Source organism: Flavobacterium sp., assembly GCF_040379285.1.
Lineage (GTDB): Bacteria > Bacteroidota > Bacteroidia > Flavobacteriales > Flavobacteriaceae > Flavobacterium.
In genome coordinates, this window is record NZ_JBEILJ010000007.1 from 1 (window position 1) to 25,173 (window position 25,173).

Here is a 25,173-nt window from a genome sequence, read left to right on the forward strand (position 1 = left end):
ATCGATTTTTGCCCCGTCGATATCGGCAAAAAAGGTTTCGTTATAAGCATATTCTTGACTGTCGTAGTCGCCGGGAATCCAAAATGTTTTATGATTACCATTCAAATTAAACTGCGTCAACTCGTCTTCTATGATAAAATAATTGAGTTGCGGCTGTTTGGGAAATTCGTAGCGGAATGCAACACCTTCGTCGTATACCTTAAAAATAAGGGTGAGCAAACGACCTGTAGCCGCTTGGCGAAGGGCAACGGTGAGTTGGGTGTAGTGGTTGGGAATTTCGGCAGTTTCTCCCAAAACGGGTGTCCAAGGTTCGTTAACAACGTTGGACTCGGTTTTCAGGACTTCAAAGCCTTCGGTCAAGGCAGGTAAATCCTTAATGCGCATCCCTAAGGTAGAAGGAAGTACGACATCTTGGGTTTTAAACCGAACACTGTAGGCCGGTTGTCCTTTGTCGGTTAATTGAAAAGTTAGCGACAGATTGCCTCCAGGAGCGGTTACGGTTTGCGCAGAAGTTGCGGCTAGGACGAAAAAGCCAAGCCATCCAAAGAAACGTTTCATACGAATGCATTTAAAAGGCTAAAGATACCATAACCGAGGGAAATAAAAAATCCCGAGTGCAAACTCAGGATTGTATTTTTTAATGGCCGTCTACGTAGTCTTGCAGGTAAGCAAATCGCGGTGTCAACTGTCCATTTTCGGTCATCTTGGCGCGTTGTAGAATACCGTCTTTATCGCCGTTAAAAAAGGCGGGGACCACGTGTTCCATAAACATTTCCCCAAATCCTTCGCTGGCATCTTTGGGCAACTCACAAGGCAGATTATCCACCGACATCACCATAATGGCGCCGGGATGCGTGTAAGGCACTTCGCGATGTTCTCTAGGCAAATAGCCCATAAACGGGTCGGCGATGGTTGTCGCGCGAGTGGTACATGCAATGGGTCCGTTTACATCACACGAAATATCTGCAACTACTTTGAGTTTGCAATCGGGGGCTTGCAGCATGGCTTGGGTGAGTATATCGGGGGAACCGTTGGCGTGAAAATGACCTGCCATAAATACATCGGCGACTTTGGTAAACCGCTCAAAATGGGAAGTGTAGGCTTCGGGATGGGCATAAAAGTCACTTTTACCGAGGTATTGTCCGTCCAAACGCACGTTATAATCCATCACATCGATATGTGTATACACGGGTTCGGTGTAGGTTTTGGTCAAGAAATCTTCGACGGAAACCGATTTCATTTTCATTCCGTCCAGAATTTCTTTGGCGCCCATTCCGACTTTTCCTTTACCGGTCAATACAATTTTGATATTGGGCAAAAGGATACGCTTCAACCGCGCAATAAGATCGTCTTTGCTTTGTAGTGTTTCGGCTTTGGGAAGGGTGAACAATTCGTATTTGATGCCAAATCCTCTAAACCCGTTGTAGGCGCCCACTATACCCGCATAACGTCCAAATCCGATGAGCCGTTTGTTTTGGGCATCCACAATCGTTTCGTGGTCATAGAGTTCGATTTTTTTGGCTAAAATAGCTTGCAACAAAGCACGGTTGTACGGTTGTTTTTTGATCGTGTGCGAAAAAAAGAAATACTTTTTCCCGGGCAATAACGCGTCTACGGGAATTTCTTTCACTCCGAAAAGCACATCGCAGTCCTGCATATCGGTGGTCACTTCGAGTCCCATTGTGCGGTAAGCCTCGTCGGGAAACACGCGGATGTCGGAGGATTCCACTTTGATACGAACCTCGGGATGGGCCTGTTGCAATCGGACCAATTCTTCGGGGGTAAAAACCACGCGACGATCGGGAGGAGACTTACGTTCTTTTACGATACCAAATACCATAGCTATTGCCTATTTTAAATTGAATGCGCCCAAAAGTACGGGTAACGAAATCGATTTCAAAACTTTTCCTAAAAATTCATTTTACGATGGTTCCTTCATTATCAATCGCTTACAAGAGCTGTTAATAATTTTGTTAGTTTTTAGCTTTTTTCAAAAACAAAAGCGCGTTCACGGTACTTATATTTGTTTTTTTTCGAACAAATTCATCATGCGAAAGCACTATTTATATACGGTAGTAACCACCGCTTTGCTCTTCATTGGTTGTCAACAATCGGGAGGACAGCAGAAGGAGCATACAGGGCCAGAATACGCGATGGTTCCTGCCTCCGATTCGTTACCAAAATTGGCTGAGAGTTACAAAAATGCCAAACGCAACGAAATCGAGAAATACATCAAAAAGTTTTTCAACAACCAATTTGAAAACATTTGTTTTTTGGTGGCCAAAAATGGAGAAATCATTTACGAACGTTACGAAGGTTATGCCGATAAGGAGCAAAACATTCTCAATGCTGAGGACAAGCCTTTGCATATCGCTTCGGTGAGTAAAGTATTGACAGCCACGGCTATTTTAAAACTTATCGATACCAAGAAACTCAAGTTAGATCAGAAGTTAACCAGCTTATTCCGAGGGTTTCCTTACAAAGACGTGACCATTCGTACGCTTTTAAATCACCGAAGTGGCATGAAAAAGTACAATTATTTTTGTGACGATGCTAAAATTTGGGGACGCAAAAAGACCTTGACGAATAAAGACTTGCTGCACATTTTGATGACCAAAAATATCCCATTGGAAACCAAAACCGATACGCATTTCAGTTACAACAATACCAATTATGCCCTACTGGCCTTGGTGATTGAAAAAGTTATGGGTAAAAAATACCGTGACGCCATGAAAGAAATCATTTTCGATCCCCTAGGAATGACTCATACCTTTGTTTTTGATGAGGAAACGCCCAAAGAAAAAGCGACTCCTTCGTACAAGTACAATTATGTGAAATATGGTTTTGATTTCTTGGATGCGGTGTATGGAGATAAAAACATCTATTCAACTCCGAGGGATTTATTAAAATTTGATTTAGCCCGCAACGCCCCCGGATTTTTGAGTCCTGACCTTCTTCAACAAGTTTTCAAAGGCTACAGTTATGAGGCCAAAGGTGAAAAAAACTATGGTTTGGGCATTCGTTTACGGGAATGGGCCACGGGACAAAAACTGTTTTACCATAACGGCTGGTGGCATGGGAATACTTCGAGTTATATTTCGTTACGCGAGGAAAATACGGTCATTATTGCCTTGTCGAATAAGTATACTAAGAAAACGTATCAGCTGAAAAATTTATGTGCATTGTTTGGTAATTATCCTTTTGCGCTTGGCGACACCGCCACGAATGGCGATTAAACAATTTTTCAATTTCTAGGAACTTTATGTACCTTTGCGTTCCCATTCAAGTTGGGGTTCACTTTGGGGTCGACTGGTTTTGACAGCAAGTGGAATTGAATCGTAAGCACGTCGAGCCTTGTACTTTTGGCTCGTTAATCCAAAGGTACGACTTTATAAACGGCGAAAATAATTACGCTTTAGCTGCTTAATCCGAAGTTTAGTACGATTGGCCTAGTCTCGTCAATGACGAGAAGCTAGATTCACCTCAAAAGCCTTGGTTTATGGCGGTTGGTCCAGGTGAACCGTAAAAGTAAACCTAGGAAAGGTAATGCTTTGAATCCTTTCTGACACGGATAAAGCTAAGCAAAAAGTGGCAGTTCTTGGCCTTGCTTTTTGACGAAAATTCAATCGAGAACTAAGCGTGTAGAAAGCTATTGGATTGCTTGTTTGGACCCGAGTTCGATTCTCGGCGACTCCACTAAAAAGTCTGCTCAACAAGGAGCAGGCTTTTTTTTCAAACAAAAACAACTACTAAAGCATCGTAGTATTTCGTATTACCTTCTGTTTTTGAAAGGGGTTCAATTAACAATTGGGCTTTCCATCCACTCCTGTTCCCGTAAGGGTTTGCGGTAAATTCCCCCGTTTAAAATATAAATTTTCAATACGTTCCGAATGAATATTAGCAGTATTGAGTACATACATAATCCCATTGCAATATCTCCTTTTTGCGTAGGTTCTTGAAGAAAATCTACAATACATTCTTTACTGATTGAAATCTTGAATTCCTTTGATACTGATCACTATTGTAAAGTAGGGTAAAACAAAGGGAAACTTGTTTTGGTATATAGTAGAAAATGTCCCATCTATGACCACCTACCCTGTAGCGCAACATCGTGTGTATTTGAGTAAGAAATTTGGACTCATCACTCATGAGCAGGTGCTTTTATTGTAGGGAGGGGAACAACAAAAATTGGATTTGAAAACCCTATCCAGTGTTCATTTAATCAAAAAAAGAAACTACACCATCAACCTATTCATGGGGGTTGGTGTGGGATTACTTTGGTCTGTAATGGCATGGAATGCCGAAACGCTGCCCTTGTGGGGGATTATTGTCTGGGGGGACTGGGAACAATTTTGGCTGGATATGCCGCAGTGTATCGATTTCATTCGTATACGCTTCGCATTCGCCGCAAAGACCTCCCTGAGGTAAGTGTGCGAACTACGCAATGGCATCATGATGAAATCAAAACATTCTATACGATTTTATGTTAAAAGACACGGGATAACCACCGTGCAAAGCACTAGGGTTGAACGACCTCGCCGTTCCATTGCATTATACCCCCTTCCAAATTGTAGGTTTGTGCAAATCCCATTTGATCCATAATTTGACACGCTTGCGCACTTCGCCCGCCTGCTTTACAATACACGTAATAGTTTTTTTGAGGATCCAGCTCTTGTAAGCGATAAATAAAACCTTGTCCTTTATAAATATCATTAAGGATGGCTCCCGGAATGATCCCTTCAGCCCATTCTTCTTCGGTGCGGACATCTAAAATTACAGCCTTTTCATCAGCGGCCAATTGCGCGGCCCAAGCCTCTTGAGATAAGTGTTGCATCGTTTTTATTTTGATCCAAAAATACCACAAACTGCAACACAATCATAAAAAGTACTAGAAAAGTTTAACAAAATTATAACTCACGCTTGTATATACAAATAATTTGGATTACCATACCTTTGAACTTAGTAATTTTGTAATTACAATTATGAAAATTGAAGAAATCATTCAATCCAGTCTAACGTTAAGTAATACCAAACGGGTAATCTTCAATTTGATGGTGACTCAAAACGTGGTTGCTGAAAAGTTTTACGAGGTACTTAAGCCTTATGATCTCTCGGGAGAACAATACAATGTATTGCGAATTCTTCGTGGACAAAAAGGGAAACCTGCAAACATGTGTGTCATTCAAGAGCGCATGGTTACCAAAAACAGCAATACCACGCGATTGATTGACAAACTACTTCTGAAAGATTTGGTGACCCGAAACGTTTGTCCCAACAACCGTCGAAAAATGGAGGTATTAATCACCGACAAAGGTTTGGCCTTGCTTGAAGAATTGGAACCCGTAGTGTTGGCGCACGAGCAACTTTTTGCCCAAAACTTGAGCAAGGAGGAAATCATCCAACTAAACAATTTATTAGAAAAATTTAGAACCCTTAATATGTAATTTGCTATGAGTGAATTTAATCAAAATGCCCGTTGGCGTTATGCCACCAAAAAATATGATACTACGCGCAAAGTGAGTGACGCCGACATCGCGACCTTGAAAGACGCGATCAACTTATCGGCTTCTTCGTATGGTTTACAACCCTACAAAGTAATTTTTGTTGAAAATCGAGCGCTTCGTGCCCAATTGCAACCTGCCTCATGGGGGCAATCACAAATTGTAGATGCCTCGCATTTAGTGGTATTTGCCAATGAATTGAACCTTGGAAACGACCAAATCGATGCGTATTTTGAGAATATGGTACAAACCCGTGGCATTGCCTTAAGTGATGTACAAGGATACATGGATTTTATGAAAAATACCATCAATAGTATTCCTGAAGAAGCGCGCAACGTTTGGACGGCCAAGCAAACTTACATTGCCTTGAGCAATTTGATGAATGCGGCGGCCGAACTGAAAATTGACACGACCCCCATGGAAGGTTTTGACGCACAACAGTACAACCAAATCTTAGGCTTGAACGAACGCAACCTTAACGCAGCTGTGGTTTGTGCTATTGGATACCGCCACAATGACGATGCTACACAGCACGCACCAAAAGTTCGTAAAAGCGAATCCCTATTATTTGAAACCCTTTAATTCAACACTAATTTAATATTTACAATCATGAAAAAATTGAGAACAATTGCAGTAGCTTTATTCGTAGCCACCGCTACCATTGCATCAGCGCAAAACAAAAAAATTGATGTCGCTAAAAGTAAAATCGAATGGGTTGGTAAAAAAGTTACCGGCCAACACAATGGCGTCGTAGACTTCAAAGGAGGTACCTTAATTTTCAAAGGAAAAAAATTGACAGGGGGCTCATTTTTAGTAGACATGACTTCAATCAATGCAACTGATTTACAAGGTGAAAACCAAGATGATTTAAACAGTCACTTGAAAGATGATGACTTCTTTGGAACAGAAAAATATCCCACTTCGAAATTGGTTTTCAAAAAGTTGGTTGACAAAGGAAACGGCACGTATGTTGTGACAGCTGACTTGACCATTAAAGATGTAACAGCTCCAGTAACTTTTGAATTGAAAGTAAACGGTTCAACTGCAACTACGAGCTTTAAAATCGACCGAACAAAATACGGCATCAAATACGGTTCAGGTAGTTTCTTTGACAACTTGGGTAACAAAACCATCAACGACGAGTTTGATTTAACCGTAACTATTAGGTTCTAATTTCAAATCAAATAAGGATACTAAGCCTCAGTTCGCGCTGGGGCTTTTTTAATTTTCTCGCTATCTTTGAAACCATGAAGCCCATATTACTCCTTGACAACTACGACAGTTTTACCTATAATTTACTTCATTATATCGAAGCTCTTGGCGTTCCTGTAGTGGTGTATCGCAACGATGAAATCACACTTGAGGAGGTCGCGACCTTTGATCATATTGTACTTTCTCCCGGCCCAGGATTACCCCATGAGGCGGGAATTTTAAACGCGTTAATTGCACGTTATGCCACCGAAAAAGCCATTTTAGGCATCTGTCTTGGTATGCAAGCTATAGGTGAAGTATTTGGAGCTAAACTACAGAATTTAAATACCGTACAACATGGAGTTGCAACTGTTATTGACACCACCGACCCTACGGATGTACTATACCAAAACCTTCCGCAGCAACTCACCGTAGGACGTTATCATTCGTGGATTATCGACCCTGCCACACTTCCCAAAACTTTGGTGGTTACTGCGCAAACCCCTGAGGGTCATCCCATGTCTATTCGGCATACGGACTTACCCGTTTACGGAGTTCAATACCATCCTGAGAGTATTTTAACGCCTATGGGAAAAACAATTTTACAACATTGGCTGGCGCGATATTATTTTAAATTATAACTTTACTAAAAGAAACGTTAACTATTGAATTACAATTTTTTAAAAATTCAATATAGATTTTACTTATACCTAAAAAAGTGCCCGTTTTGAATTATAAATCCTCAAGATAGCGTCGTTTCGTGCAAGAAGTTATTAACATTATTTTTACATTACACTCAGGTTTTATACATTTATTTAATAATCAAGGGATTATACAAAATCATTCAGTTATGGGACTATTAGACAACCAAAAGCGCAAAAAAGAAATTCAAGAACTCCAACGCAAGACGGAGGCCCTACACACCGATATTTCTAGGGAGATTGCAGAATTGTTGGAGGAGCTAAATAGCGAATTTGAAGCACACCAAAAACAAGAAAAAGAATGGGAAGCCTTGCTTTTGGACTTGGCTAATAAACTCGATGAGCAAGAACGCAAACGATTGGAACAACTCGCCTATCACCTCAGAGAGATCAAACAATGTGCACGCAAAGGGGTTGATGCGATGAAACAATTGGCACGCGATCACAAAAAAGCTGCACAAGAAAACCGTCATGATTACGAGGAATACTTGTATTTGTAAAAAAAATAAAAAATTAGGTAGGGTAAAATCTCGGTGACTTGTTTTAGAAAAAAACACGTAAGTCATACTATTTTTTTGCACTCTAAATCAGAAAACCTCCGAGTAGTCCCCGGAGGTTTTTATATTTTAACGGGTAAAGACCAATTTCTTGTCTGTACTCAGCGATGGGTCGTAAGCATAACCCTCATAATGAAAGCCCTGCAACGCTTCAAGGGTTTGAGCCTGAGTATCTAGAACATAGCGCACCATTAAGCCACGGGCTTTCTTGGCAAAGAAACTAATCATTTTCAACTTGCCATCCTTATAATCTTTAAATTCGGGTGTAATAATTCGAGCTTTTAACTGCTTAGCGTCCAAGGCAGAAAAATATTCCGTACTTGCCAAATTGAGCAGCAACTCCCCCTCCTCCATCGAAGCATTTAAGGTCTTGGTTAATTTGGGTTTCCAAAAGGCATACAGGTCCTTTGCACTCCCCACAGATAATTTTGTTCCCATTTCCAAGCGGTAAGGTTGCATCAAATCCAAGGGTTTTAATAGTCCGTATAAACCTGATAAAATCCGAAGTTGTTCTTGCGCACGGTGCACTTGTGCCGCTGTCAAAGTATAGGCATCCAATCCTGTGTAAACGTCACCATCAAAAGCGTACAGGGCCTGACGCGCATTGGAGGCTGTCATTGCATTGACGTCACGCCCTTGATTGCGTTCCCAATTTAAAGTTGCCAAGGCAGGAGAAATCTCCATAAGCAATTGTAAATCTTGTGGTTTGAGTTTCTTTAAGATCTTGTCAATCGCCGCTGACTCTTTCGCAAAATCAAAAGTTGTGTGTTGAGTAAAGGGAACCGTCCGCTCAAAATCAAGCGATTTAGCCGGTGAAATAACCATTTTCATAGCCGTATTTTTTTAGCCTTCCAAAAATAAGGACTTTCCCTCGGACGTCCAACAATGCCCTTTCCTTTGCGCTCAAAATCTTATCAACAATTGCCCTTTTTGGAACCCATTTTCTAAAATTAAATTTATCTTTGAACGCTCAAAAAAATACCCGTATGATGATCTATAAATTCCGAGCTATCTTGGACGCTGAAGACGATATTTTTCGCGATATCGCTATCGAAGACAATGCAACTCTTGAGGATTTACACAATGCTTTGGTTAACGCTTTTGGTTTTGATGGGACTGAAGTTGCCTCTTTTTACACCTGCGACGATACGTGGAACCAAGAGGACGAGATTCCGATGTTTGAAACCGGCGACACTCCTGGCGAAATGCGAACGATGGCTGACTTCCAGTTGCAAGACCTCCTTAACGAGGATCAGACCAAAATCATTTATGTATATGATTTTATCAGCATGTGGACGTTTTTGGTCGAATTGGCGGCGATAGAAGAACCTGTACCTGGTGCTACCTACCCTGAATTGCTATTTTCACACGGAGAGATGCCAGCAGAAGCCTTGGAAAAACAATTCGAAGCCGATGGGGACTATGAATCGTATAATGATTTTGAAGACGAATTGGATGAGGAGGACATGGACATGTTTGGCGGCGATGATCATTTTGAGGATTATGGGTTTGAGGAAAATTGGAATTAGGCTACTGAGCTGCTGAGTTTCTGAGTAACTGAGCTGTTTTCCCGCCAATATAGCTTAACCGATCACAAATGGTTACATTCGGAAAGTTCACCTTAAGTTGTCATATCTTGGCAAAAATATGAGCCATGAACACGTATCGAAATTTAATTGTTTGGCAAAAAGCCATGAATTTAGTGACAACAACTTATGAGATTACCCTAGAATTTCCCAAAACGGAGCAGTATTGCTTAACCGATCAAATGCGAAGGTCGGCACTATCAATTCCGTGTAACATTGCTGAAGGTAAGGCTCGAAATAGTAATAAAGATTTTATTCGTTTTTTACGAATTGCCCTAGGTTCGCTTTTCGAATTTCAAACCCAACTCGAAATTGCAAAAAATATTGAATATATCAATCAAGAACAGTTCCAACGACTTTGGAATTTCAGTACAGAAATTGAAGTAATATTGGTATCGTTCATCAAAAAAATAAATGTGTAATTAATGCTGTGTTCACCAGACTCAGAAGCCTAGTGGCTCAGCATCTCAGAAGCTAATAACTATGCTCAATCTATTTAACACCCATATCGACTCCTTATCAATTCACCGTGTGGGCAACAAAAGTCGAAATGAAAACCTATTCTTATCGGAGACTACCTATAGTTTGACCGATGAAATTGTGCCCTTGCTCAAAGAGTTCTTTTTTCGCCCTTTTCGGGAAAAAGAGGAGAACTACTTCCAGTTTGCGCATGATGTCGATTTGGAATACAACGAAATGTTCAATTTAGCCACCGAAGTGTTTACCAACCCCAGCAGTGTGCATGAGGTATCCAAAAAAATCACTCGGCACCTTTTTGAACAATCGAATCATCCGCACATCAAGAATGGGGAAGTGTATATAACTTATTTAACCAACATTTCCATCGACAATCAAACCGTGGATGCCCTAGGGGTGTTTAAAAGCGAATTACGGACTGATTTTTTGCAATTTGAAGAACGCGGTAGTAATTTGGAAATGATCCTTCAGGAAGGGATTAATCTCAATAAATTGGACAAAGGCTGTCTAATTTTTAACTATAAAAAAGAAGAGGGTTACAAAATCCTCACTTTAGATAGCAACCGCTATGATGCGCGGTACTGGCTGGAACACTTTTTATCGGTCGATGCCTTTCAAGATGAAAATTACATGACAAAAAAATATTTGAAGTTTTGTCAAGAGTTCGCCAAAGAAGTGGTTTTCCCTGCCGAGGATAAAAAAGAAGAGGTACTGTTCATGAATCGTGCTGTCAATCACTTTGCCAAAAACGATACGTTTGAAGAGACCAAGTTTCTCAATGAGGTCATTGAAAACCCCGAATTGATTCCCGAATTCAAGAGTTTCAAAGCCGATCGTGGAGAAAAGTATAGCATTGAAGACGTGACTTCCTTTCCGATTGCCAATGCAGCGGTTTCTGATGCAAGACGTTCGATAAAAAATGTGATCAATTTGGACACCAATATCCAAATCAAATTGGATTTTGTAAACCCCGACAGTGCCGAAAAGTTTGTTGAAAAAGGCTGGGATGAAGAACGCCAAATGTATTACTACCTGGTGTATTTCAACAAAGAACAAAAAAGTTAATCCAGATTTTTTCTAATACCACGCCCAATAGATCGATGATTTGTTGGGCTTTTTTGTTCTTGGGTGTTAGTGACTAGCCCCCCAGCCCCCAGAGGGGGAGAATTACTATTTCAAATCAAATAATGACTTAAACTAGTGACTAGTAATTGGTGACTGATGACTTACGACTTACGACTGATGACTGCCTTCTTTTTCATACCTTTGCCCGAAATTCAACTACCATGACCACTTTCGAATCGTTGCAATTGCCCAAAGCGCTCCAAAAAGCGATTGACGAAATGGGACTTACCCAACCTACTCCCATTCAGCAACGAGCGTTTCCGGTGATTAGTTCGGGAAGAGATGTCATCGGAATTGCGCAAACCGGTACGGGAAAAACATTGGCCTACCTCCTACCTGTTTTGAAACCGTGGAAATTTATGGCTTCTGAAACCCCTCGTGTCGTGATCCTTGTTCCTACCCGTGAACTTGTGGTACAAATTACCGAGGTGGTGACCCAACTTACCCAATACATGTCCATTCGCACCCTTGGCGTATATGGAGGCGTAAACATCAACACCCAAAAGAAAGCTGTTTATGAGGGCGTAGATATTTTGGTAGGTACTCCCGGACGTATTATGGATTTGGCCCTGGACAATGTAGTGCGTTTTGATACGTTACAAAAACTCATTATCGATGAATTTGATGAAATTCTAAACTTAGGTTTCCGTGCTCAAGTAACGGCCATCCTTTCGATGATGCGTCAAAAACGCCAAAACATTCTCTTTTCAGCGACCATGACCGATGAAGTGGATGCGATGTTGGACGAGTATTTTGATTTCCCCGAAGAAGTTAGTTTGGCCCCCTCAGGAACCCCATTAGAAAAAATAGAACAATATGTTTACCGAGTGCCCAACTTTTTGACCAAACTAAATCTGCTCAAACAGTTGTTGCACAGCGACCCTTCGATGGAACGCATTCTAATTTTTGCCAACAACAAAAAGTCCGTAGACTTGATTGCGCAAGCGTTAGAACCTGATTTCCCTGAACAATTGGGCATTATCCATTCCAACAAATCGCAAAACTACCGACTGAATACCATGGCGTCTTTTCAAAAGGGCGAGCTTCGTGGGTTGGTCACCACCGATGTAATGGCGCGGGGATTGGACATTTCCGACATTACCCACGTCATCAATTTTGAAATGACCGAAAGTCCCGAACAATACATCCACCGTATCGGACGAACGGGACGGGCCGACAAATCGGGTACTGCGATTAGTTTCATCAGTCCGCGTGAAGAGGAAATCCAACTTGAAGCAGAAATGCTCATGGAAAAAGAACTCACACTTATTCCCTTTCCCGAGGAAATTGAAGTGGTCAACCGACTGTTGGAATTTGAAAAAGACAAAAAGAAAATCAAGTTTCTTCTCAAACGACCAAAAATCGAGGGAGGCACTGCTTTTCAAGAGAAAAAAGATAAAAATAAGAAAGTAAATTTAGGAGGACCCGGCAAACGAAAACCGCGAAAAACAGCACCACGCAACCGAGCTGTTGAGCGTAAAAGGAATGAAAAACGCAAAAAAGGATAAGCGCTAAATTCCCGTTAAAGGCTTCTTACATCGGTTATTTTTGTTATTTTTGAAACCACAAACGTAAGTCCGACAATGCAATTTAAACACCCGGAAGTTCTCTTTTTTCTCCCCCTTTTGGTGCTCCCGATTTTGGTGCATTTGTTTCAATTGCGGCGCTTTAAAACGCAATACTTTACCAACGTTCGATTCCTCAAAGAATTAGTTGTACAAACCCGAAAAAGTTCGACCCTCAAAAAATACTTACTTCTTGCCACCCGCCTGTTACTGCTTACCTTTTTGATTCTAGCCTTTGCGCAACCGTTTTGGGAAGCCAAAGAAGCAAAAAATGCAAAAAACGAACTCTACATTATTTTAGACAATTCGTTTTCCATGCAAGCCAAAGGCAAAAAAGGGGAATTGCTCAAACGTGCAGTGCAAGACATTCTGGCGGAAGCCCCTGAGAGTGCCAACTTTTCGCTCCTCACCAACACTGAGAGTTTTTGGAATACCGACATCAAGTCGATTCAACGAGAACTGCAAAACCTTTCCTATAGCGCTACACCCTTTGAACCGGAACGATTGATTGCCCAAGTTCGCGCCCACCGTTCTGCTTTTCGCAAAGATATCGTTGTGATCTCCGACGGTGTGGGTACCCGTGCCGAAGCTTTGGGAGCCTTGAATAATGACGAAAAAGGGTATTACATTCAGGTACAAGCCGAAAAAACACAAAACTTCGCCATTGACAGTGTCTACCTCGATCAAACGCTCGATCAATTTTATGAAATCGAAGTGGCATTGCGCTCGTATGGAGCCACTTCCGAGGCGGTACCGGTGGCTTTGTACGACGGTCAAAAATTGGTAGCCAAAACCTTAGTTACGTTCAATCAACCGAAACAAACCCTAAAATTTACGCTTCCAAAAACCGAGTTTAACGGTTATGTATCGCTCAATGACAACAGTTTAGAGTACGATAACACCTATTATTTTTCACTCTCAAAACCCGAAAAAAGTCGGGTCATGAGTATAAGCGAATCGGCGCCCGCAACTTTTCTAACTAAAATTTACACCCCAGACGAATTTGAATACACGGCCACAACCCTAGCGACCTTACCCTACGCGCTTCTGGAAAAACAAGATGCGATTGTACTCAACGAAATAGCAACTTTACCTGCATCACTACAAACTACCTTAAAAGCTTTTGTCGTACAGGGTGGAAATCTGATTCTTATTCCTGCCCCCGATACCAATGTTAGTTCGTACAACGCCTTACTCAATGCCCTCGGTGGCGGATATGTGTATCAAGATTGGAAAGTGACCGATCGATTGGTGACCAAAATCAATTTCAATCACCCCTTGTATGCGGGAGTTTTTGAAAAGAAAACGGAGAATTTTCAATACCCAACCTCAAAGGCTGGCTACTCGGTACAAACCTCTTTTCCAACCGTTTTGGAATGCAACGATCAGCGTCCTTTTTTGAGTGCCATTACCCGTGGGGCAGGATCGATTTATTGTTTCTCTGCACCCCTTCGTCAGGAGTGGGGTAACTTTAAAAACTCACCGTACTTGATTGTGCCAACGCTGTATAACATGGCCTTCAATAGCCAAAAAACGGGAGTCAAAGCCTCTACCATCGGAAGCAGTCGCCCCTACATTGCTGCAATATCGCTCGGTGAGGATGAAATTGTATCCTTACTAAAGGATGAAACTAAAGTCATTCCCGAACAGCAAAGGCTTTACAATCAGGTGAAACTTACTTTCTCGACCCAACCGCAACGGGCAGGCAATTACACGCTTTTAAGTAAAAAAGAAGCCGTCGATCAATTGAGTTTCAACTACCCTAGAACAGAGAGCGACCTTCAAGCGGTACCCTCCAATTGGATGGCAGAATGGGAGGAAATAACGGCTACCGACCAATTGTTTGATACCTTACAAGCGGATCGAAGCGATACTGTAATTTGGAAATGGTGTATTCTTTTGGCTTTACTTTTCTTGCTAATCGAAATTGCCATTCAAAAAATAATCCGATAAACAACACACAACAACTATGACTACGGTACTTAAATCGGTAACAATTGTAGACCCCAAAGGGGCCTATCACCACCAATGTGTCGATATTCACCTTAAAGACGGTTTGATTCACGCTATAGGCGAAAATCTGCCGCTCCCACAAGAAGCGCAGGTCATCGAATTGCCCAATGCCTTCGTATCCCCGGGTTGGTTTGACACCTCGGTCGTTTTGGGAGAACCCGGATTTGAAGCTGCTGAAACCATCGCCAATGGGTTGCAAACTGCTGCTAGCTCAGGATTCACTGAAATCATGGTACAACCGCATACACTACCTGTAGCCGATAATGCCGCCGTTCTTCATTTGTTGCATCAAAAAGCTTCGGGACAAGCAACCGCAATTCATCCGATTGGGGCGCTCACAATGGGTAGTGCTGGACAAGCATTGGCCGAGCTGTACGATATGCAACAAGCTGGAGCCATAGCTTTTGGAGATTATAAAAAAAGTATGAAAAATGCCAATCTGTTCAAGATTGCACTACAATATGTACAGGATTTCAATGGACGGGTTCTTGCCTATTGTGAAGACGACACTCTCCGCGGAAATGGTGTGGTTAACGAAGGTATTACAGCAACACGACTAGGACTCAAAGGAATTCCGAGTTTGGCGGAAGAATTACAGGTGGCCCGCAATTTATTTTTATTGGAATATACCGGAGGCGCTTTACATATCCCTACCCTTTCGACAGCCAAATCGGTGGCACTTGTTCGTGAGGCCAAAGCGCGGGGATTGAATGTTACCTGTAGTGTGGCTGTCGCGCACTTAGTCCTTACCGATGGCGTTTTGGAATCGTTTGATACCCGCTACAAACTTTCCCCTCCGTTACGCACGGCACATGATCGAGAGGCGCTGTGGGAAGGGCTACGCGATAACACCATCGATTGCATCACGACAGACCATCATCCGGTAGATATTGAATATAAAAAAGTAGAATTTGACTTGGCCCATGAGGGGTCAATCGGATTAGAATCGGCGTGGGGTGCGCTTGCAGCTGTTCTTTCGATGGATTTGATTGTAGAAAAACTGACTGCGGGTCGAGCGATTTTTGGACTACCTCTGGCGGTAATTGCGCCAGGTGCTGCAGTGAATCTTACGCTATTTACCACAGAAGAATCGGGAACGTTTACGGCAGATCAAATTCGCTCTACTTCCAAAAATGCAGCTTTACTCGGTCAACCCACCCGTGGAAAAGTACTTGGTATTGCCCGTGAAAAACATCTTATGCTCAATTAATTATGGACACAACAACCATCAAAGAAGGCAAATCAATGGCAATCTTGAGTTATGTGCTCATCATTGGACCGCTCATCGCATTATCCATCAATGCCGATAAAAAAAATCCCTATACTTCGTTTCATTTGCGCCAAGGGTTGGGACTCACAGCGACATTTCTGTTGATTGGACTCACGATGAGTAGTTATTTCAACCGTTCGCAATTACCCCCTGAAACGAGTTTCAACATCGCTTTTCCCTTTTGGATTTTTATAAGTATCCTCACATTTTACGGGATGTTCTCGGCTGTTATGGGGTATACCCGTCCCATTCCTTTGTTGGGACCTTTTTTTCAAAAATGGTTGAAACGATTGTAACAATCTGACATTTTCAGGACAAATGAGGCAATCAGAAACCTCATGAAAGAAAAACCCTCTAGAACTACCCCTATACTTTTCGTACTCCTTAGCCTTTTTAGCTACGGTTTTCGTGCTCAAGCGCAAACCGGAAATGTTAAAGGAAGAGTGCGTTCGGAAAAAGAAACAGCCCTTTACACGGCCTCTGTCGCACTATTTGATGCCGACAACAAACTGGTCAAAGCCGTTTTAACCGATGCCGAAGGCGCGTTTACCATTTCGCGATTGCGTCCAGGAACCTATAGTTTAAAAGTCACCTCTGTGGGATTTGAGGACCAAATTCTGAAAGGACTGCTTATAACGGAAAGCGAATTAATTTTGGAACCCATCCTTCTGAAAGAAAGCGCTGTTCAGTTGAACGAAGTCGTCATCAAAAAAGAAAAACCACTTGTTCAAGTCTTGGCCGACAAAACAGTTTTCAATGTCGAAAATACGATTAATGCAACAGGGAATACCGGTTTTGAATTGCTGCGAAAAGCACCAGGTGTCGTAGTCGATAACAACGATAATGTTGTGGTTGAAGGCAAAAGTGGTGTCCTTTTTTACATCGATGGAAAACAATCGTTTTTGAGTGGCGCCGATATGACCATTTTTTTAAAAACGATCCAATCCACAGATATTGAATCGATTGAAATCATTACCCAACCGTCTTCCAAATACGATGCTGCCGGAAATGCAGGTATTGTCAATATCAAATTGAAAAAAAATAAAAACTTTGGGACGAACGGTACGGTCACTTCGGGATACAATATCGGGCGCTTTGGTACGTCGGTGAATTCGATATCTTTAAACAATCGCAGTAAAAAATTCAACACCTACCTCAACTATAGCAACCGATTTGGGAAGAGTTACAACTTTATGGAGTTTGAACGCCTACAAAACGGTCGGGTTTTTAATTCCGATACGAAAACGGATTACATGACCAATGCCAACAACTTGAAAATGGGACTTGATTACACCCACAATCGTCGTCATTCGTTTGGACTTGTCCTCACGGGGAACTTTAATAATGCCTATGGAGATGGCCGATCTCGAACTCCTATTCGCCCGCAAACTTCCAATGTTATCGATAGCGTTTTGGTAGCGCAAAACAAGGCTCATAACAAAAATTATAACTTGTATGCCAACGTAAATTACCGATTTCAAGACACCACAGGGGTTTCGTTAACTACCGATTTAGATGTTGGGCGGTACAACTCAGACCGCGATACTTTTTTACCCAACTTTTATTTGGACCCCACCGAAACAACCGTATTAAGTGCCATCATCAACAGCCAATACACCCCTGTCATAATTGATATTGCCGCATTTAAATCCGATTATGAACAGCGACTGGGTAAGGGAAAATTGGGACTGGGAATGAAAACTTCGTTAGTATCCACAGAAAACACTTTTGATGTATTTAATTATCCCGCTGGACAACCCGTTTTCAATACCACTTTGAGCAATCGCTTTACCTATAAAGAAAATGTAAATGCGGTGTATGTGAATTATAACCGTATGGTGAAAAAGTTCAATTTCCAATTGGGACTCCGCGTTGAAAACACACATTCCGATGGTGAATTGAGCAGTTTACAGCAAAACAATGATGCACGGGTAAAACGAAAATATACCGATTTCTTTCCCAGTGGAGGAATCACGTTTGCACAAAACGAAAGCAATTCGTGGGCACTTACCTACAGTCGCCGTATCGAACGCCCAAGTTACAACGCTTTAAATCCTTTTGAATATCAAATTGATGAATTGTCGGTTAGCAAAGGGAATCCTTTTTTACAACCCCAATATGTGCATAATATCAAAGCTTCCCACACCTATAAATACAAACTTAACACCTCGTTGAGTTACAGTTATGTCTCTGATTTCTTTGCGCAAGTGACCGAAGCGGTGGGACTGAATAAGAGTCGCATGACCACCAAAAATGTGGCCAATCAGGAAACGATTAATTTGGGAATTTCGTACCCTTTTAAGGTCAATAATTGGTGGAATGTGTACATGAGTGTCAATGCCTTTCGCAGCCGCTACATTCCCACGGATCCCTCTTTTGTGGGCTTAACGCAGGAAACTTTAAACATTTATGGGCAAAATAATATTACGCTTCCTAAAAAAATCAATTTGGAAATTTCAGGATGGTTTAATTCGCCTTCGGTGTGGGGTGGAACCTATCGTACAGCAAGTTTGGGATCCCTAGACATTGCGGCACAGAAGAAGTTTTTGAAAGATAAATTAAATGTACGCGTGGCCGTTTCCGACGTATTGTTTACCTCACCGTGGTCGGGTCGAACCGAGTTTGCTAACGTTATCATCAACGGTCGTGGGGGAAGTGACAGCCGCCAGCTTCGTTTTAACCTCACTTATAATTTTGGTAATGACCAAGTGAAAAGAGCACAAAACCGCAATACCGGGGTAGAAGACGAGAAAAATCGTATTGGGAATTAGTATCTTTACGCGCAAACAATAGCTATGGACTTACACTACCTTGTTAGAGAACCTCAAACGATTCAATCAGGTCATCCCGTGTTGATTCTACTTCACGGCTACGGAAGCAACGAACAAGATTTATTTTCGTTTGCAACTGAACTGCCAAACGATTATTATGTGATTTCTGTTCGAGCGCCTTATGATCTCATGTACGGAAGTTATGCGTGGTATGCCATAAATTTTGACGCCGATGAAAATAAATTTTCAGATGTAGTACAAGCCCGTCAATCGCGGGATCGAATCGCAGATTGTATCGATGAACTTCTTCAGAAATACCCTATTGATTCAAAACAGGTAACCCTCATCGGATTTAGTCAAGGTTGTATTTTGAGTTATGCCGTAGCGGTATCGTATCCCGAAAAAGTACAACGTGTAGTGGGGATGAGTGGGTATTTTAATCGAGACATCGCTGCGGAAGGATTTGAAGGCAAAGCGTTAGACAGTTTACAAGTTTTCGCCTCCCACGGAAGTGTTGATCAGGTGATTCCTGTTGATTGGGCCCGAAAAGCTGTGCCGCAATTGGAAGCCTTGGGAATTGCGGTTACCTACAAAGAGTATCCTGTAGGCCATGGTGTGTCGCCACAAAACTTTTTTGATTTTAGAAACTGGCTAGAAACTACACGGTAATTATTCGGCTTCTGGATCGGCACTACCCGTTACCTTTTGCCCGATTTCACTATCACCCGCATACAAGGTCGTTTCCCCTTTTTTAAAGATAAACCCCTTCCAAGCTACCAATTGGTAGTCGTTTTTTACCCATGGACTGCCCTCGCTGGCACGCGTAAGTAACATAGATTCTTGGTTGGGTAAAAAGACCTCCGCTTGCTTGCGGTCTTCGCTAAACAAGACATAGGCCGCTAGGGTTTCATCTTCAGTATTGGCTTGATCTAAGGGATTTAATTGCAATCCTGTAAACATCCGGACACATTCTTTGTTTAGTTTCGACCAAGTATAACCCGCTGAAGCTAAACAACCGTTTTCGTCTTTATCTGAACCCGTGATGGTAGAATCCTTGACTTGCCCTTGTGCTGCGGTTGCCTCCTCCGATTGGGGTTTGCAAGCGCCGACAAGCAACAAAAGTATAAGTGAAAAAAAAGATGTTTTCATGCTGAAAATTAAACGTTAGTATTCCTCTTTGGGATAGATGTAGCTGTCCATGGTTTGAAACGTAGCTTTTCCTTTTTCATCGACAAAATATTTGATCATCACATCGCCCCAGTACGTTCCATCGCTGTAGTTGGCAATAATCCAGCGGTGGTTGAGTACTTTCATGGAATTAATAATGAACTTTTGCTCTCCCAATTTCTCTTGTCCCGTATACGGATTTCCTTCCGGTTTGTCGTTGAAACTCAATAACTGTTCCTTGATGGAAGGTTCTAACTTTTTTACATCAAAATTGGCAAAATAGTTTTGCGCATACTCGTTTTTTTGTAACGAAAAGGAATCGGCATTGGCCAACTGTTGCGAAAGTTGTGCAATACTATCGCTTTTCGTCTTTAAGTCAGCGGTTGCTTTCTTTTGTTGCATTTGAACCTGCTTGCTGTAATACACGTAGGTAAAAGAAGCCAAAAGTGCAGCTATGATAAATAAATAAAGATAAAGTTGTCGTGCCATGATTATTCGAGTGTTAAAACTAGGTTATCGTAAGCCAAAAAAACCGAAGAAGGGAGCGTTTTTTCCCGCTCCGCATGAAAGCCCATATGGTGGCTAATATGCGTTAAATAGGCTTGCTCTGGGTGTACCAAATTTACAAAATCTAATGCTTCCTGCAAATTGAAATGAGTATCGTGAGGCGCTTCCCGTAAGGCATTCACCACCAATACTTTCAGTCCTTTCAACTTATCCAATTCGGCTGTTTCAATAGTTTTAACATCGGTCAAATACGCGAAATCACCTATTCGAAATCCCAAAACCGGTAAATCGCCGTGCCAAACACGTATAGGCTGAATTGCAACACCACCGATAGAAAAAGGCGCGTTAGCCTCAATGGGGTGAACATGCACAGCGGGGGCTCCTGGATACCGATTTTCAGTCGCAAAAATATAGTTATAGCGTTGCCTCAAATTGGCAATAACACGCGACTCGGCATATACGGGCATAGGACCGTATTGAAAATTAAACGGCCGAATGTCATCCAAACCCGCGGTATGATCGGCGTGCTCATGGGTAAAAAGCAAGCCATCAATGCGGGTACATCCTGACGTTAGCACCTGCTGCCGAAAATCGGGGCCACAATCGACTATGAGGGATTGTCCCTCCACTTCCACCCATATAGAAACCCGTAGCCGCTTGTCGCGTGGGTCTTGACTTAAGCAAACGGGATGGTCACTTCCGATGACGGGAATACCTTGTGAAGTACCGGTTCCTAGAAAATAAATTTTCATGTAGCACGATTTTTGTGGTAAGCGAGAAATACCCCGCGGTAATAAGGCGTAATTTAATACAAAATTAGGATTAATTCCTTTTACATACCGCAATCGTTTTATTAACTTTGCGTGGCATACAAGAATTATGGCGAATAACGAATTAAACATCAAGTTAAAAGGTGATCGTGTCATTACACAGATTCCGACAACAAAGGATAAGGCCTTACGGATTAACCTGAACGAAAATATTTACGGAACCTTTGCTGAAATTGGAGCTGGTCAAGAAACAGTGCGTCATTTTTTTCGTGCGGGAGGATCCTCGGGTACCATTGCCAAGGCCATGTCGGCGTATGATAAAGACTTCAGTGATGCAATTTACGGCAATGAAAACGATGGTCGCTATGTGACCGAAAGCCGTTTGAAAAAAATGTTGAACCATGAAGTTCGCTTAATTGAAGAGCGTTTGAAGCGGGATAAGCATCCTAATAAAATGTTTTTCAGTTACGCCAATACGGTAGCGACTATTGATTTTGCAAAACAATTCAAAGGACACGGTTGGGTGGGTATCAAATACCAAGTTGAACCCGATGAGGATTACAATGAAATCACCCTTCACATTCGTTTCAAAGAAAATGATGCCCGTTTGCAACAAGAAACGTTGGGTATTTTGGGTGTGAATCTGATTTATGGTGCGTTCTACAAATACAACGACCCCAAGAAACTGTTACGCTACCTCTACGATCATTTGGACAAAGACCAACTGGAAATCGATACCATCAACTTTTCGGGACCACGCTTTGCCAACGTTGACAACCGATTGATCAGTTTACAATTGGTTCGTAACGGAATGACCGATGCCGTTATGTTTGGTTCTGATGGAAAAAACATACTCCCTGCCGCTGTTTTATACAAGAAAAATATTTTGGCGATTCGCGGAAGTTTCCGACCCGTGACCAAAGTAAACATGGACATGTACGAGAAATCGTTGGAAATGTTCTACCAAGAAAACAAAGTTGAAAAAGAAAATACCTTTGTCGTTTTTGAAATTACGCTTTCTAACCTACGTTCGGAAGGGGAAATTGATGAACGTGACTTTATGGACCGTGCCGAATTGCTTTGTAAACTAGGGCAAACGGTTATGATATCCAATTTCCAAGAGTACTATCGCGTCGTGGAGTACTTCTCCAGCTACACGAAAGCCCGTATGGGATTGGCCATGGGTGTGAACAATCTGATTGATATTTTTGATGAAAAATACTACCGCCATTTGAGTGGTGGAATTTTGGAAGCCTTTGGTAAGTTATTCTACCGCGATCTCAAAGTATACCTCTACCCAATGGAAGAAAATGGAGAGATTATCACTTCACAAAACTTAAAAGTTCACCCACGAATGAAAGAGTTGTACAAGTTCTTTGCGTACAATGGTAAGGTGGTGGATGTAACCGATTTTGACCGGGGCAATCTGAAGATATTCTCACGCGAGGTATTGAAAATGATCTCCAATGGTACGTCGGGTTGGGAAGCTATGTTACCTGAAGGGACAGCAGATTTAATTAAACAACATCATTTGTTTGGATACGACCCCAATCGCGTATTGGAAGAAGCATAAAAAATAAGCCCCGAAATGACTCGGGGCTTATTGTTAGGGTAAAATTTGTTCCGCGTGGGCTTTTGTTTTTACATCGGTAATGACGTCATCAATCACGCCCGCCTCATTGATCACAAAAGTGGTGCGGTGGATGCCATCGTATTCTTTCCCCATAAATTTTTTGGGACCCCAAACACCAAAAGCTTGAATCACGGATTTATCTTCATCTGCCAACAATGGAAAAGGGAATTCATACTTATTTTTAAAACTCGCTTGTGCTTTTGCCGAATCAGCACTTACACCGAGTAAGGCATAATTTTGGGCTTCAAAACGGGCATAATTGTCCCGTAAGTCACAAGCTTCTGCGGTACAACCGGGCGTGTTGGCTTTTGGGTAAAAGAATACCACAAGTTTCTTACCCTTGTAATCCGCCAAGGTATGCACATTTCCATCTTGATCTTTGCCCGAAAATAATGGGGCAGCATCGCCTTTTTTTAAATTGGTCATAGTGTTTTTTATTTGTTAGCGTTTGACGTAAATTTATACTTTTAAAAGTACAAAAATGACTCAGAAGGAACGCGCAACGTTTGTTATAAATACGTTAAAAGACCTTTACCCTACCATTCCCATTCCTTTGGACCATAAAGATCCCTATACGCTATTAATTGCGGTTTTGCTATCCGCTCAATGTACAGATGTTCGGGTAAATTTAACTACGCCTCATCTATTTGCGAAAGCGGATAATCCCTATGCTATGGTGAAGTTATCCGTTGAAACGATACGGGAAATCATTAAACCTTGCGGACTCTCACCGATGAAATCTAAAGCAATACATGGCTTATCGAATATTTTAATTGATCAATACAACGGTGAAGTTCCCCAAAGTTTTGACGCCCTTGAAGCCCTACCGGGTGTGGGACACAAAACAGCAAGTGTGGTGATGAGTCAGGCCTTTGGTGTACCGGCATTTCCTGTAGATACACACATTCACCGTTTGATGTACCGCTGGGGATTATCCAATGGAAAAAGTGTGGTTCAAACCGAACGCGATGCCAAAAAACTATTTCCCGAAGCATCATGGAATGATTTGCATTTACAAATTATTTGGTATGGTAGGGAGTACTCGCCCGCACGGGGATGGGACCTAGAAAAAGACATAATTACGAAAACCATCGGGCGAAAATCGGTACTCAAAGAAGCACAAAAAAAATCCCGATAATGCACGTTATCGGGATCATGGATTTAATTGGTAATCAGTTCGAAGTTCATTCGGCTGGTTTTTACAATTTTCAAGGCTTTTGAATAATTCAGTAAAAACTGCACCGTTTCTTTTTTGGGCAACCGTTTCGGACCCGAAAAGGCTTTTTGAGAGTAAAGTTTCGCCATAGATGTTAATTTGCGTGTTATTCCCATCTATAACGTTACCGTACGTCAAATATTGTTAATTGGTTAAAATAATTTTATTTTTTTCAATCACTTTGCGCAAGTTCATCAATGCATAGCGCATTCTTCCTAGCGCGGTATTGATACTTACCCCTGTAATTTCAGCAATTTCGTTGAAACTCAGGTCCTGATAAATCCGCATCACCAATACTTCTTTTTGGTCCGCAGGCAATTCTTGGATGATTCGGCGTAAATCCTCTTCAATGACCTGACTGATCATCAAACCTTCGATTGTTTTGGAATCGTCTTTGATGACCGAAAAGATTGAAAATTCATCCGTATCACGCACCACAGGCATTTTCTTGTTTTTTCGAAAATGGTCTACAATAAGGTTGTGAGCAATACGCATAACCCAAGGTAAAAACTTCCCTTCCTCGTTGTAAGCATTCGATTTCAACGTTTTAATTACCTTAATAAAGGTATCTTGAAAAATATCGTCTGCTACATCCCGATCGGGTAACTTGGAATAGATAAATCCATAGATTTTGGATTGATGCCGGTTGATTAACATTGCCAAGGCATTTTCATTGCCTGCAATGTATTGCTGTACTAAGACAGAATCGGAGAGATGAGTTGTAGCCATAGCAAACCCTTTTTAGTGATTTTTTTGTTTCTGTTGTCAATCTAAAAAGTAGTTTTTTACGCTATAGGCAAAAGATTTTGGTGTTAAGTAATAGCCAAATTTAATATAATATTTTTTTAATATGCAAGTTTCTTTCGATAAATTAACATATTGAGTCAAAAAATCCTAAAATAAAGCGGCGAAAACCACGTTACTTTGGGATTCATTTTTTATAAAATTCGCTGCTATTGTTGGGTGATGACCACTTTTTGGGTACGCTTCTGCCCTTCCGCATAGACTGTTACCAAATACAATCCCGGGGTTAGCGCCTGAATTGGAATGCGATTGGTTGCGGTGTAGGCTGTTAAAACCTCTTGTCCCATCATATCATGAATAGCCACTTTGTCAATAGGTA

29 protein-coding genes and 1 other RNA gene are annotated in these 25,173 nt (G+C 41.7%); 19 read left to right on the plus strand and 11 right to left on the minus strand.

Annotated elements, in window-relative coordinates:
* A partial coding sequence (locus tag ABWO12_RS02710; RefSeq protein ID WP_353086998.1) for a glycoside hydrolase family 97 N-terminal domain-containing protein occupies positions 1 to 558 on the minus strand: 558 nt, incomplete at its 3' end.
* A 79-nt stretch (positions 559 to 637) separates the two neighbouring features.
* Positions 638 to 1,840 carry an NAD(P)-dependent oxidoreductase gene (locus ABWO12_RS02715; RefSeq protein ID WP_353086999.1) on the minus strand — a complete coding sequence of 401 codons (1,203 nt, stop codon included), beginning with the start codon at positions 1,838 to 1,840 and terminating at the stop codon, positions 638 to 640.
* A gap of 208 nt (positions 1,841 to 2,048) precedes the next feature.
* On the opposite strand from ABWO12_RS02715, the gene ABWO12_RS02720 reads away from it, so the two are divergent.
* From ABWO12_RS02720 to ABWO12_RS02730, 3 genes are all read left to right on the plus strand, one after another.
* Entirely contained in the window at positions 2,049 to 3,236 is a 1,188-nt protein-coding gene (locus ABWO12_RS02720) for a serine hydrolase domain-containing protein (protein WP_353087001.1), read from the plus strand.
* A 65-nt stretch (positions 3,237 to 3,301) separates the two neighbouring features.
* Positions 3,302 to 3,699: a transfer-messenger RNA gene (gene ssrA, locus ABWO12_RS02725) on the plus strand.
* A gap of 593 nt (positions 3,700 to 4,292) precedes the next feature.
* On the plus strand, positions 4,293 to 4,490 hold the full coding sequence (locus tag ABWO12_RS02730) for a hypothetical protein (RefSeq protein ID WP_353087002.1): 198 nt from the start codon (positions 4,293 to 4,295) through the stop codon (positions 4,488 to 4,490).
* 29 nt (positions 4,491 to 4,519) lie between these two features.
* On the opposite strand, the gene ABWO12_RS02735 is transcribed toward ABWO12_RS02730, so the two are convergent.
* Positions 4,520 to 4,834, minus strand: a complete 315-nt coding sequence (locus ABWO12_RS02735) for a rhodanese-like domain-containing protein (protein ID WP_353087004.1) — start codon at positions 4,832 to 4,834, stop codon at positions 4,520 to 4,522.
* Positions 4,835 to 4,982: 148 nt separating this feature from the next.
* On the opposite strand from ABWO12_RS02735, the gene ABWO12_RS02740 reads away from it, so the two are divergent.
* From ABWO12_RS02740 to ABWO12_RS02760, 5 genes are all read left to right on the plus strand, one after another.
* A complete protein-coding gene (locus ABWO12_RS02740; protein ID WP_353087006.1) occupies positions 4,983 to 5,444 on the plus strand; it encodes a MarR family winged helix-turn-helix transcriptional regulator in 462 nt (153 codons plus the stop codon).
* A 6-nt stretch (positions 5,445 to 5,450) separates the two neighbouring features.
* Positions 5,451 to 6,083, plus strand: a complete 633-nt coding sequence (locus tag ABWO12_RS02745; protein WP_353087008.1) for an NAD(P)H-dependent oxidoreductase — start codon at positions 5,451 to 5,453, stop codon at positions 6,081 to 6,083.
* A gap of 27 nt (positions 6,084 to 6,110) precedes the next feature.
* On the plus strand, positions 6,111 to 6,674 hold the full coding sequence (locus ABWO12_RS02750) for a YceI family protein (protein WP_353087010.1): 564 nt from the start codon (positions 6,111 to 6,113) through the stop codon (positions 6,672 to 6,674).
* 74 nt (positions 6,675 to 6,748) lie between these two features.
* Positions 6,749 to 7,333: an anthranilate synthase component II gene (locus ABWO12_RS02755; RefSeq protein ID WP_353087012.1), complete on the plus strand. Its 585-nt coding sequence runs from the start codon at positions 6,749 to 6,751 to the stop codon at positions 7,331 to 7,333.
* Between the two features lie 209 nt (positions 7,334 to 7,542).
* Positions 7,543 to 7,893, plus strand: coding sequence for a hypothetical protein (locus ABWO12_RS02760; RefSeq protein WP_353087013.1), 351 nt, complete (start codon positions 7,543 to 7,545; stop codon positions 7,891 to 7,893).
* Between the two features lie 126 nt (positions 7,894 to 8,019).
* Here the strand turns inward: ABWO12_RS02760 and yaaA are convergent, their stop codons facing one another.
* Positions 8,020 to 8,781, minus strand: a complete 762-nt coding sequence (gene yaaA / locus ABWO12_RS02765) for a peroxide stress protein YaaA (RefSeq protein WP_353087014.1) — start codon at positions 8,779 to 8,781, stop codon at positions 8,020 to 8,022.
* A gap of 158 nt (positions 8,782 to 8,939) precedes the next feature.
* Between yaaA and ABWO12_RS02770 the strand changes: the two genes are divergently transcribed.
* From ABWO12_RS02770 to ABWO12_RS02810, 9 genes are all read left to right on the plus strand, one after another.
* Positions 8,940 to 9,479, plus strand: coding sequence for an IS1096 element passenger TnpR family protein (locus tag ABWO12_RS02770; protein ID WP_353087109.1), 540 nt, complete (start codon positions 8,940 to 8,942; stop codon positions 9,477 to 9,479).
* A 125-nt stretch (positions 9,480 to 9,604) separates the two neighbouring features.
* Positions 9,605 to 9,958 (plus strand): four helix bundle protein, encoded by a 354-nt coding sequence (locus ABWO12_RS02775; RefSeq protein WP_353087016.1) that lies wholly within the window; start codon positions 9,605 to 9,607, stop codon positions 9,956 to 9,958.
* Positions 9,959 to 10,019: 61 nt separating this feature from the next.
* Positions 10,020 to 11,078: a nucleoid-associated protein gene (locus ABWO12_RS02780; RefSeq protein WP_353087018.1), complete on the plus strand. Its 1,059-nt coding sequence runs from the start codon at positions 10,020 to 10,022 to the stop codon at positions 11,076 to 11,078.
* Positions 11,079 to 11,299: 221 nt separating this feature from the next.
* Positions 11,300 to 12,646 (plus strand): DEAD/DEAH box helicase, encoded by a 1,347-nt coding sequence (locus tag ABWO12_RS02785; protein WP_353087019.1) that lies wholly within the window; start codon positions 11,300 to 11,302, stop codon positions 12,644 to 12,646.
* Between the two features lie 75 nt (positions 12,647 to 12,721).
* Positions 12,722 to 14,656, plus strand: coding sequence for a BatA domain-containing protein (locus ABWO12_RS02790; protein WP_353087021.1), 1,935 nt, complete (start codon positions 12,722 to 12,724; stop codon positions 14,654 to 14,656).
* Positions 14,657 to 14,672: 16 nt separating this feature from the next.
* Positions 14,673 to 15,926: a dihydroorotase gene (locus tag ABWO12_RS02795; protein ID WP_353087022.1), complete on the plus strand. Its 1,254-nt coding sequence runs from the start codon at positions 14,673 to 14,675 to the stop codon at positions 15,924 to 15,926.
* Positions 15,927 to 15,928: 2 nt separating this feature from the next.
* Positions 15,929 to 16,282, plus strand: a complete 354-nt coding sequence (locus ABWO12_RS02800; protein WP_353087023.1) for a hypothetical protein — start codon at positions 15,929 to 15,931, stop codon at positions 16,280 to 16,282.
* A gap of 42 nt (positions 16,283 to 16,324) precedes the next feature.
* A complete protein-coding gene (locus tag ABWO12_RS02805) occupies positions 16,325 to 18,757 on the plus strand; it encodes a TonB-dependent receptor domain-containing protein (protein ID WP_353087025.1) in 2,433 nt (810 codons plus the stop codon).
* Between the two features lie 24 nt (positions 18,758 to 18,781).
* A complete protein-coding gene (locus ABWO12_RS02810; protein WP_353087027.1) occupies positions 18,782 to 19,426 on the plus strand; it encodes an alpha/beta hydrolase in 645 nt (214 codons plus the stop codon).
* Here ABWO12_RS02810 and ABWO12_RS02815 read toward each other — a convergent pair whose 3' ends face one another.
* From ABWO12_RS02815 to ABWO12_RS02825, 3 genes are read right to left on the minus strand one after another with little or no spacing between them, the layout of a single operon-like run.
* Positions 19,427 to 19,906 carry a hypothetical protein gene (locus ABWO12_RS02815; RefSeq protein ID WP_353087028.1) on the minus strand — a complete coding sequence of 160 codons (480 nt, stop codon included), beginning with the start codon at positions 19,904 to 19,906 and terminating at the stop codon, positions 19,427 to 19,429.
* Between the two features lie 15 nt (positions 19,907 to 19,921).
* Positions 19,922 to 20,413 (minus strand): hypothetical protein, encoded by a 492-nt coding sequence (locus ABWO12_RS02820; RefSeq protein ID WP_353087030.1) that lies wholly within the window; start codon positions 20,411 to 20,413, stop codon positions 19,922 to 19,924.
* Between the two features lie 2 nt (positions 20,414 to 20,415).
* The gene (locus ABWO12_RS02825; protein WP_353087032.1) at positions 20,416 to 21,183 is read right to left on the minus strand and encodes an MBL fold metallo-hydrolase; all 768 of its coding nucleotides are present in this window, start codon (positions 21,181 to 21,183) and stop codon (positions 20,416 to 20,418) included.
* A 127-nt stretch (positions 21,184 to 21,310) separates the two neighbouring features.
* Between ABWO12_RS02825 and ABWO12_RS02830 the strand changes: the two genes are divergently transcribed.
* Positions 21,311 to 22,774, plus strand: a complete 1,464-nt coding sequence (locus ABWO12_RS02830; RefSeq protein ID WP_353087033.1) for a TonB-dependent receptor — start codon at positions 21,311 to 21,313, stop codon at positions 22,772 to 22,774.
* A gap of 33 nt (positions 22,775 to 22,807) precedes the next feature.
* Here the strand turns inward: ABWO12_RS02830 and bcp are convergent, their stop codons facing one another.
* Entirely contained in the window at positions 22,808 to 23,260 is a 453-nt protein-coding gene (bcp, locus tag ABWO12_RS02835; protein ID WP_353087035.1) for a thioredoxin-dependent thiol peroxidase, read from the minus strand.
* Positions 23,261 to 23,315: 55 nt separating this feature from the next.
* Here bcp and ABWO12_RS02840 point away from each other — a divergent pair, with 55 nt between their 5' ends.
* Positions 23,316 to 23,972, plus strand: coding sequence for an endonuclease III domain-containing protein (locus ABWO12_RS02840; RefSeq protein ID WP_353087037.1), 657 nt, complete (start codon positions 23,316 to 23,318; stop codon positions 23,970 to 23,972).
* 23 nt (positions 23,973 to 23,995) lie between these two features.
* On the opposite strand, the gene ABWO12_RS02845 is transcribed toward ABWO12_RS02840, so the two are convergent.
* From ABWO12_RS02845 to ABWO12_RS02855, 3 genes are all read right to left on the minus strand, one after another.
* Positions 23,996 to 24,139: a hypothetical protein gene (locus tag ABWO12_RS02845; protein WP_353087039.1), complete on the minus strand. Its 144-nt coding sequence runs from the start codon at positions 24,137 to 24,139 to the stop codon at positions 23,996 to 23,998.
* A 55-nt stretch (positions 24,140 to 24,194) separates the two neighbouring features.
* Positions 24,195 to 24,779 (minus strand): RNA polymerase sigma factor, encoded by a 585-nt coding sequence (locus tag ABWO12_RS02850; protein WP_073362878.1) that lies wholly within the window; start codon positions 24,777 to 24,779, stop codon positions 24,195 to 24,197.
* A 224-nt stretch (positions 24,780 to 25,003) separates the two neighbouring features.
* The gene (locus tag ABWO12_RS02855; protein WP_353087041.1) at positions 25,004 to 25,159 is read right to left on the minus strand and encodes a T9SS type A sorting domain-containing protein; all 156 of its coding nucleotides are present in this window, start codon (positions 25,157 to 25,159) and stop codon (positions 25,004 to 25,006) included.
* Positions 25,160 to 25,173 lie beyond the last annotated feature (14 nt).

Excerpts from the sequence above, each read along its gene's own strand:
- ABWO12_RS02715 (WP_353086999.1), bottom strand. The coding sequence starts at position 1,840 with ATGGTATTTGGTATCGTAAAAGAACGTAAGTCTCCTCCCGATCGTCGC.
- ABWO12_RS02720 (WP_353087001.1), top strand. The coding sequence starts at position 2,049 with ATGCGAAAGCACTATTTATATACGGTAGTAACCACCGCTTTGCTCTTC.
- ABWO12_RS02730 (WP_353087002.1), top strand. The coding sequence starts at position 4,293 with ATGGAATGCCGAAACGCTGCCCTTGTGGGGGATTATTGTCTGGGGGGA.
- ABWO12_RS02735 (WP_353087004.1), bottom strand. The coding sequence starts at position 4,834 with ATGCAACACTTATCTCAAGAGGCTTGGGCCGCGCAATTGGCCGCTGAT.
- ABWO12_RS02740 (WP_353087006.1), top strand. The coding sequence starts at position 4,983 with ATGAAAATTGAAGAAATCATTCAATCCAGTCTAACGTTAAGTAATACC.
- ABWO12_RS02745 (WP_353087008.1), top strand. The coding sequence starts at position 5,451 with ATGAGTGAATTTAATCAAAATGCCCGTTGGCGTTATGCCACCAAAAAA.
- ABWO12_RS02750 (WP_353087010.1), top strand. The coding sequence starts at position 6,111 with ATGAAAAAATTGAGAACAATTGCAGTAGCTTTATTCGTAGCCACCGCT.
- ABWO12_RS02755 (WP_353087012.1), top strand. The coding sequence starts at position 6,749 with ATGAAGCCCATATTACTCCTTGACAACTACGACAGTTTTACCTATAAT.
- ABWO12_RS02760 (WP_353087013.1), top strand. The coding sequence starts at position 7,543 with ATGGGACTATTAGACAACCAAAAGCGCAAAAAAGAAATTCAAGAACTC.
- yaaA (WP_353087014.1), bottom strand. The coding sequence starts at position 8,781 with ATGAAAATGGTTATTTCACCGGCTAAATCGCTTGATTTTGAGCGGACG.
- ABWO12_RS02770 (WP_353087109.1), top strand. The coding sequence starts at position 8,940 with ATGATCTATAAATTCCGAGCTATCTTGGACGCTGAAGACGATATTTTT.
- ABWO12_RS02775 (WP_353087016.1), top strand. The coding sequence starts at position 9,605 with ATGAACACGTATCGAAATTTAATTGTTTGGCAAAAAGCCATGAATTTA.
- ABWO12_RS02780 (WP_353087018.1), top strand. The coding sequence starts at position 10,020 with ATGCTCAATCTATTTAACACCCATATCGACTCCTTATCAATTCACCGT.
- ABWO12_RS02785 (WP_353087019.1), top strand. The coding sequence starts at position 11,300 with ATGACCACTTTCGAATCGTTGCAATTGCCCAAAGCGCTCCAAAAAGCG.
- ABWO12_RS02790 (WP_353087021.1), top strand. The coding sequence starts at position 12,722 with ATGCAATTTAAACACCCGGAAGTTCTCTTTTTTCTCCCCCTTTTGGTG.
- ABWO12_RS02795 (WP_353087022.1), top strand. The coding sequence starts at position 14,673 with ATGACTACGGTACTTAAATCGGTAACAATTGTAGACCCCAAAGGGGCC.
- ABWO12_RS02800 (WP_353087023.1), top strand. The coding sequence starts at position 15,929 with ATGGACACAACAACCATCAAAGAAGGCAAATCAATGGCAATCTTGAGT.
- ABWO12_RS02805 (WP_353087025.1), top strand. The coding sequence starts at position 16,325 with ATGAAAGAAAAACCCTCTAGAACTACCCCTATACTTTTCGTACTCCTT.
- ABWO12_RS02810 (WP_353087027.1), top strand. The coding sequence starts at position 18,782 with ATGGACTTACACTACCTTGTTAGAGAACCTCAAACGATTCAATCAGGT.
- ABWO12_RS02815 (WP_353087028.1), bottom strand. The coding sequence starts at position 19,906 with ATGAAAACATCTTTTTTTTCACTTATACTTTTGTTGCTTGTCGGCGCT.
- ABWO12_RS02820 (WP_353087030.1), bottom strand. The coding sequence starts at position 20,413 with ATGGCACGACAACTTTATCTTTATTTATTTATCATAGCTGCACTTTTG.
- ABWO12_RS02825 (WP_353087032.1), bottom strand. The coding sequence starts at position 21,183 with ATGAAAATTTATTTTCTAGGAACCGGTACTTCACAAGGTATTCCCGTC.
- ABWO12_RS02830 (WP_353087033.1), top strand. The coding sequence starts at position 21,311 with ATGGCGAATAACGAATTAAACATCAAGTTAAAAGGTGATCGTGTCATT.
- bcp (WP_353087035.1), bottom strand. The coding sequence starts at position 23,260 with ATGACCAATTTAAAAAAAGGCGATGCTGCCCCATTATTTTCGGGCAAA.
- ABWO12_RS02840 (WP_353087037.1), top strand. The coding sequence starts at position 23,316 with ATGACTCAGAAGGAACGCGCAACGTTTGTTATAAATACGTTAAAAGAC.
- ABWO12_RS02845 (WP_353087039.1), bottom strand. The coding sequence starts at position 24,139 with ATGGCGAAACTTTACTCTCAAAAAGCCTTTTCGGGTCCGAAACGGTTG.
- ABWO12_RS02850 (WP_073362878.1), bottom strand. The coding sequence starts at position 24,779 with ATGGCTACAACTCATCTCTCCGATTCTGTCTTAGTACAGCAATACATT.